The sequence below is a fragment of the Xenorhabdus vietnamensis genome (assembly GCF_002127535.1).
GTDB classification, from domain to species: Bacteria; Pseudomonadota; Gammaproteobacteria; order Enterobacterales; family Enterobacteriaceae; genus Xenorhabdus; species Xenorhabdus vietnamensis.
In genome coordinates, this window is the sequence record NZ_MUBJ01000015.1 from 108861 (window position 1) to 116087 (window position 7227).

5 protein-coding genes and 1 rRNA gene are annotated in these 7227 nt (G+C 43.3%); 5 read left to right on the forward strand and 1 reads right to left on the reverse strand.

Going from position 1 to position 7227, the window contains the following annotated elements:
- A 5S ribosomal RNA gene (gene rrf, locus Xvie_RS13780) occupies positions 1-110 on the forward strand.
- Between the two features lie 145 nt (positions 111-255).
- Here rrf and Xvie_RS13785 read toward each other — a convergent pair.
- Entirely contained in the window at positions 256-921 is a 666-nt protein-coding gene (locus Xvie_RS13785; RefSeq protein WP_086109878.1) for a GntR family transcriptional regulator, read from the reverse strand.
- Between the two features lie 367 nt (positions 922-1288).
- On the opposite strand from Xvie_RS13785, the gene Xvie_RS13790 reads away from it, so the two are divergent.
- The 4 genes from Xvie_RS13790 to Xvie_RS13805 are packed head-to-tail and all read left to right on the forward strand — an operon-like array spanning position 1289 to position 6737.
- Complete coding sequence (locus tag Xvie_RS13790) at positions 1289-2539, forward strand: NRAMP family divalent metal transporter (protein ID WP_086109879.1); 1251 nt, start codon at positions 1289-1291, stop codon at positions 2537-2539.
- Between the two features lie 10 nt (positions 2540-2549).
- Positions 2550-3317: a LamB/YcsF family protein gene (locus tag Xvie_RS13795; RefSeq protein WP_086109880.1), complete on the forward strand. Its 768-nt coding sequence runs from the start codon at positions 2550-2552 to the stop codon at positions 3315-3317.
- A 43-nt stretch (positions 3318-3360) separates the two neighbouring features.
- Positions 3361-4956, forward strand: a complete 1596-nt coding sequence (locus Xvie_RS13800) for a 5-oxoprolinase subunit B/C family protein (RefSeq protein WP_086109881.1) — start codon at positions 3361-3363, stop codon at positions 4954-4956.
- Positions 4953-6737, forward strand: coding sequence for an ATP-binding protein (locus tag Xvie_RS13805; protein ID WP_086109882.1), 1785 nt, complete (start codon positions 4953-4955; stop codon positions 6735-6737). The genes Xvie_RS13800 and Xvie_RS13805 overlap by 4 nt, the downstream gene beginning before the upstream one ends.
- The last annotated feature ends 490 nt before the right edge of the window (positions 6738-7227 follow it).

The window sequence follows — 7227 nt, forward strand, 5'->3', positions numbered from 1 at the left end:
GGCAATAGCGCGGTGGTCCCACCTGACCCCATGCCGAACTCAGCAGTGAAACGCCGTAGCGCCGATGGTAGTGTGGGGTCTCCCCATGTGAGAGTAGGGCACTGCCAGACATTCAATGCGTCAGGAAAGCCTCCCGTCCCCGGGGGGCTTTTTTGCGTTGGGGCTTTTTACGCCAGCGAATTTTATTTCAGCTTATTTCAGTGAATAGAGCGAATAGAAAGTATAAAATATAAATAAGCCCGTATTGAGGGGCTTTTATGATATTTGGTTATTTTTACGTGTATAAGCTGCCAGTATCGCCCTTTCTGATAATTCCAAATAATCCTTCATTTTTTTAGCCGCTAATTCATTTTCTCCCGAATTAAGCAGCTCTAGAATATGTGCGTTTTTATCAATATAAGGCGCATACAAAAGTTCAGGATCATTCAAAATTCCAAAAGCTAGGCGAAGTTCTGCGGAGATATTGTGATAGAAAGCGATTAATCTTTCACTATCAGTTAATTCGACGATCGCGGCATGGAAGTGCATATTTGCCGTTCCGGCACCAATCCAATCTTGTTGCTTGCGGTATTGCTGGGCGACTTCAACGGCTTGTTTCATTTTGGCAACACTGGGGTGCATTGGATAAGCCTGAGCTAAAGCCTGACATTCAATTAACTGCCGAACCCGATAGATATCAATAATGGATGCAATATCGGGCGTTGCAACAAACACACCCCGATTAGGTTCATGTTTCAGCAGCCCTTCTTGCGTAAGAAGGCGGAACACTTCACGTAATGTATTTCTTGAAATTTCAAGTTGTTCACTAAGTGCGGCTTCTGATAGTCGTTGCCCAGGTAATAACTCCCCAACAACCAGCTTATTTCTTATGGTTTCGGCAATTCTTTTGCTTAAAGTTTGGGAAGAATGGTTTTTCTTCATAGTCATCCGTTAGATTTAATGCCTGATAACAAGCACCTCCAAAGCGTATAAAAGCGAATCTTCACATATTCCCCGATAACCAGCAAGTTACAGTCTTTGAACCAATATGAGGCAATATTATTGTGTCTATTGCACTCAGATTGTGCATTTTAGCGATCAATTCAACGAAAAATGTTAATAAAGTGATCTTGATTGGATTTTAAGGATCAATAACACAATTCTATTTGCTTATTTACCCACCAGATCTTATTTATTGTTCAACAATATTATTATTTTAACCAAACAATTTTATTATTTAGTTCCACAATGGTACGGATATTGCCTAGAAAATAATAAATAATATAAAAGATGACGGGGAAAATAGCTTATGGCTATGCAGGAAACAGTAAAACAAGACACGGTAAATTTTGTATCAAATCGGCGTTCTTCTTTGATTGCTGCAATTTTTTTGATGGCGACATCAGCGATTGGACCAGGCTTTATCACTCAGACTGCTACATTTACTGCGACAATGGGAGCTGCTTTTGCTTTCGGCATTCTAGCCTCCATTTTGATCGATTTTGTGGTGCAGCAAAATATTTGGCGAATTGTCACATTAACCAGAATGCAATCAGCTGATATTGCTAATGCCGCTATTCCAGGAAGTGGCTATTTATTGGCTATTTTAGTGATTTTTGGTGGGTTAGTTTTTAACGTCGGTAATATTGCCGGAGCTGGACTGGGGCTTAATGCCTTGATGGGATTGGACCCAAAATGGGGTGGATTATTCAGTGCCTTGATGGCTATTTGTATTTTTACCTCTAGTAAAGCTGGCGTTGCTATTGATCGTATCATCGTGATATTGGGGCTAATCATGATAGGAATGACTTTGTTTGTTGTGATAGTCTCCAACCCGCCAGTGGGAGAAGCTTTACGACAAACTGTGTTACCTGATGAAATCAATTTCGCTACGATAACCACTATTGTGGGCGGAACTGTAGGTGGTTATATTTGCTATGCAGGCGCTCATCGTTTGTTGGATAAAGGTGCTATAGGAATCGAAAATATCAAAGCTGTCTCCAGTGCAGCTACCAAAGGGATATTGGTCGTCGGTCTGATGCGATATTTGTTATTTCTTGCTGTCTTAGGCGTGGTTGCCAGTGGCGTTACACTTGATGTTGCCAGTGAAACGGCAAATCCTGCATCGCAAGCGTTTCAGGCTGCAGCTGGTGAATTTGGACTGCGCATTTTTGGTTTAATTTTTTGGGCCGCGGCAATTACTAGTATTATTGGTGCTGCTTATACTTCTATCTCTTTTTGCAGTGTCTTTCGAAAGCAATTTACTGAGCGTCAGAGCAGCATTGCGACTTTATTGTTTATTGCCATATCGTTGGTCGTTTATCTATTAATGGGAACACCGCCAGCTGCTTTATTGGTTTTCGCCGGTGGTTTCAACGGGCTTATCCTTCCTCTTGGTTTGACTATCTTTGTTTATGTTGGCTGGAAACGCGCTGATTTGATGGCGGGGTATGTCTATCCACGCTGGCTGTTGTGGTCAGGGACGGTTACTTGTGTGTTGACATGGTACATGGGCGCCTTGTCTATCGATTCAATCTTTGAGTTTTTGAAATCAGCTTAAGGAAATCATCATGATAAAAACGATCGATTTAAATAGTGATCTTGGTGAAAGTTTCGGCCAATGGCGCATGGGAAATGATGAAGAAATATTGGGAATTGTCAGTAGCGCTAACGTTGCTTGTGGCTTCCATGCGGGTGATCCAGTAGGGATTTTACAGACATTAAAATCAGCACAGAAAAATAATGTAGCGATAGGTGCCCATGTTTCTTATCCCGATTTGGCTGGTTTTGGGCGACGTAAAATGGATATAGCCAGCCATGAACTTACCGCAGATGTTATTTACCAAATTGGGGCTTTGCAAGGATTGGCTGTGGCAGCAGGGGTCAGAGTAAGTTATGTCAAACCCCATGGTGCACTTTATAACACGATTGCAAATGATGAATATCAGGGGCTCGCAGTTATAGAAGGAATTCGTGTGATAGATCCCAATCTTGTATTGGTTGGTTTGGCGGGATCAAAAATTCTCAAATTAGCTCAGGAAAGAGGACTGAAAACCATAGCAGAAGCATTTGCTGATCGTGCCTATACCTCACAAGGAGAGTTGGTTTCCCGCCGTGAAACAGGCTCTGTTTTGCATGATGCGGATCTCGTTGCTCAACGCATGTTGCAATTGGTGACAGAAGGAGGAATTGAGTCAATTGATGGTAAATTTACACCTATTCAGGCGGATTCAATCTGCGTGCATGGTGATAGCCCGGGAGCGCTAGAGATGGCAAAACAGGTCAAAATAGTTTTGCAACAGGCAGGAATTACCATTCGAACATTTATTCATCCATGAGTATGGATCGCATTGATATGGTTAATTATTTAAGGAGATAGCCTTGCGATTTTTACCTGTTAATTGCAATACCATAATGGTTGAATTGAGTGGATTGGCAGAAACACTAGCTTTGCTTGATTCACTGAATATGTCACCTATTTTGGGGATTGAAGAAATTATTCCGGCAGCAAAAACTCTGATGATTTGCTTTCGGCCGGCAAAAATATCAACCCAACAATTAGCGGCAGAGATCAGTAGCCGAGATTTGCAAGAGCGTGGTCATACTATGGGAAAACGGATAGAAATTCCTGTGCACTATAACGGCGATGATCTTGAGCTGGTTGCGGAAATATTGGGATGTACTGTTCAAAATGTTATCCAACAACATACCGAAAATGAATATACCGTCGCCTTTACCGGGTTTGCTCCCGGGTTTGCCTATATGGTATCGAATAGTCAATGGAATATACCTCGCCGAAAAACACCTAGAACACGTATTCCAGCAGGCGCTGTGGCACTGGCAGGAGAATTTAGCAGCATTTATCCGCAGGCGAGTCCCGGAGGATGGCAGATTATCGGCATTACGACCGAACGCATGTGGGATCTTTCTCGTTCATCTCCTGCCTTATTGCAACCGGGTTATCGTGTTAACTTTCGAGATGCTGGCCACAGCCCTGCAACAATCAGCTTACCTGAAACGTCTATCAATAATATGGTGCCTGCTTCAGAGATTTCTTGTCAGCTGGAAATTTTGTCTGTGGGATTACAAACCTTATTTCAAGATTTGGGGCGCGTTGGTCAGGCAAAATTAGGGATCTCAGAATCTGGTGCAATGGACAAAAGTGCCTTGCGCAGTGCAAACCGTATTGTTGGTAACCCCTCTGATCAGGCCTGTTTGGAAATAGTACAGGGCGGGTTTAAAGCAATTGCGCATGGACAAATACTGATTGCAATCACGGGATCGTTATGTCCAATAGAAATAAAAACCCCATCGGGTGAAACATTTAACGTAAGTGCTTACCAACCTATTGATTTAAACGATGGGGACGAAATTTCTTTGGGTATTCCTGCTGCTGGCATGCGTTCTTATTTATCGGTACGCGGGGGCTTCATCGTTCCAGCTATCTTATCCAGCCGTTCATTTGATAGCCTGTCCAATATCGGGCCTGCTCCGTTGAAAATAAATGATAAATTAGCCGTAAGCGAAACATCTCACTGTGCAGCGATATCTTTTTCTGAAACTCCTGCTTTTGACATGCCAAATAAAGATGAAATCGTGGTATTGGATATCATATTTGGCCCTCGCACAGACTGGTTTACACCAGAAGCTATCGACTTATTGAGCCAGCAGACTTGGCAAGTAACGCCCCAATCCAACCGCATTGGCCTGAGGCTAAATGGTGAATGCTCATTATCGCGAATTAAGCTGCAAGAGTTACCCAGCGAAGGAACATGTGCTGGGGCGATACAAATTCCGGCCAGTGGGCAGCCAGTATTATTTTTGGCTGACCATCCATTGACAGGAGGGTATCCGGTTATTGCCTCAGTTGCAGATTATCATCTCGATCGGGTTGGTCAGATCCCTGTCAATGCCAAAATTCGCTTTAACCCCATCTGCCAATTCTATGAAATTCAAGGGAGCAATGATTTGCCATGAACGCCACTGCCAATAATTTAAATAATGTCTCTAAGAAAGTACTGATTGCCAACCGTGGTGAGATTGCTGTTCGGATCATTCGGGCTTGCCGTGATTATGGAATACAGACGGTCGCGGTCTATGCAGATGTTGATATCAACGCACAGCATGTTCAATTGGCTGATGAGGCTTATGCTCTGGGTGGAAATAGCCCGGCGGAAACTTACCTCAATATTTCCCGTTTATTGGATCTGGCAAAACGGTCTGGATCAACAATGGTGCACCCAGGTTACGGTTTTTTATCTGAGCGGGCAGAATTTGCCAGAGCTGTGATTGAGGCTGGCTTAATTTGGATTGGCCCTAACCCTGAAACTATTGATGAGCTGGGTGATAAAGTTAAGGCGCGTAAAATAGCCCAAAAAGTGGGGGCACCTTTGGTTGTTGGAACCTCAGAACCAGTCAAAGATGTGCAGGAAGTTGTTGCGTTTGCGGAACAACATGGTCTGCCGATAGCCATCAAAGCGGCATTTGGTGGGGGTGGCAGAGGTTTGAAAGTAGCTTGGCGGCTGGATGAAGTGGCAGAACTTTATCATTCGGCAGTACGTGAAGCGACTGCTGCTTTTGGCCGAGGCGAATGTTTTATTGAACAATTCTTGGATAAACCTCGCCATATAGAAGCACAGGTGATTGCGGATAAACAGGGTAATGTCGTGGTTTTGGGGACTAGGGACTGTTCCTTGCAGCGCCGTAATCAAAAATTGGTGGAAGAAGCACCGGCTCCATTTTTAACACAAGAACAAAGAAAACGTATTCATCAATCAGCAAAAGCCATTTGTGCGGAAGCTAATTATGTGGGGGCTGGTACAGTTGAATTTTTGCTCAGCGCAGATGGAACCCTTTCTTTCTTAGAAGTGAATACTCGCTTACAAGTGGAGCATCCTGTAACAGAGGAAACGACGGGTATTGATCTGGTTATCGAACAATTGCGAGTAGCGGAAGGCTATCCATTGAGCATTCAGGAAACGCCGATGCCAAGAGGGCATTCGTTTGAATTTCGCATTAATGCAGAAGATGCAGGTAAAGGTTTTTTACCAACATCTGGAACAATCAGCGAATTTACACCTCCTTCTGGTCCCGGCATTCGTTTGGATTCAGGTGTGGTAAATGGGTCAACCATTCCTGCGACGTTTGATTCACTGATGGCGAAATTAGTCGTTACAGGCGCAACGCGCGAGCAGGCGATTTCCCGTGCCCGCCGAGCATTGCGGGAGTTCAGAATCCGCGGTGTGGCATCGGTATTGCCTTTCCATCAAGCCGTGATGGAACGTTCTGATTTTGTTTCCAGTGATGCGTTTCACGTTCATACCCGCTGGATTGAAACAGATTTTGCCAATGAATTAGACAGTTCCCCTCGTCAGTCTGTAACGGAAGATAAAGATATCACCCGCACATTTATTGAGCTTGATGGTCGTAGGTATGAGCTGGGGTTACCACCAGATTTACTGGCAGGATTTGCACAGTTAGCGCCTGCAACTAGCCCATCATTGCCTCTGGTTCAAGCTGCTGCAAAGGAAAAAACACCGATTGATTCCCGTCAAGTAAAAGCCCCCATTTCCGGTATCTTACACTCATGGCTAGTCACGGAGAATGAACCAGTGAATGAAGGGGATGTGATTGCGGTGATGGAAGCGATGAAAATGGAGATACAAATTCATGCCCATCGTTCAGGGAAAATCAGCTTTTGCGCGCAAGCGGGAGATTATCTGGACGCAGAAAGTGCTCTAGCCAATATAGCACAGTAATATTCTTTAAAAGTCAAAAGGCTATCAATTAATTGATAGCCTTTTGATCTTACTAAGATGATGAACTTCATGTGTTCCCACTTCCTACATATAGATACATGATATAAATACATGACATGATAGTTCTTTAAAGTTATTTACATTCTCATGGAAATGTAAATAATAATGCTTCTCAATAATATTACTCCTTGAAAATAAATGCTTAAGATTACTCCAATTTACACCTGCTTGGCTAAAAATGGTTTGTGTGCACCTTTGATGTCAGCTTCTATGCTTATTGCTATCTCTACTAACGCATTTGCAATCACTGAAAATACCAAACAAAAGTCGCCTGCGACTGGAGATACTCTGGTTGTTATTGCGAATAACAATAGTAATAACGATGGACAGATATAGCAGAATCAACATAACCTGACATATTCAATATGCTCCGTAAACAACTCATCAACTGAACATCTTTTTTGCCTCCTTATCGCTTTTGCTCCGCCCC

What these genes read in the sequence shown, in the direction of transcription:
- Xvie_RS13795 (WP_086109880.1), top strand. Translation starts at nt 2,550, where the DNA reads ATGATAAAAACGATCGATTTAAATAGTGATCTTGGTGAAAGTTTCGGC.
- Xvie_RS13790 (WP_086109879.1), top strand. Translation starts at nt 1,289, where the DNA reads ATGGCTATGCAGGAAACAGTAAAACAAGACACGGTAAATTTTGTATCA.
- Xvie_RS13805 (WP_086109882.1), top strand. Translation starts at nt 4,953, where the DNA reads ATGAACGCCACTGCCAATAATTTAAATAATGTCTCTAAGAAAGTACTG.
- Xvie_RS13785 (WP_086109878.1), bottom strand. Translation starts at nt 921, where the DNA reads ATGAAGAAAAACCATTCTTCCCAAACTTTAAGCAAAAGAATTGCCGAA.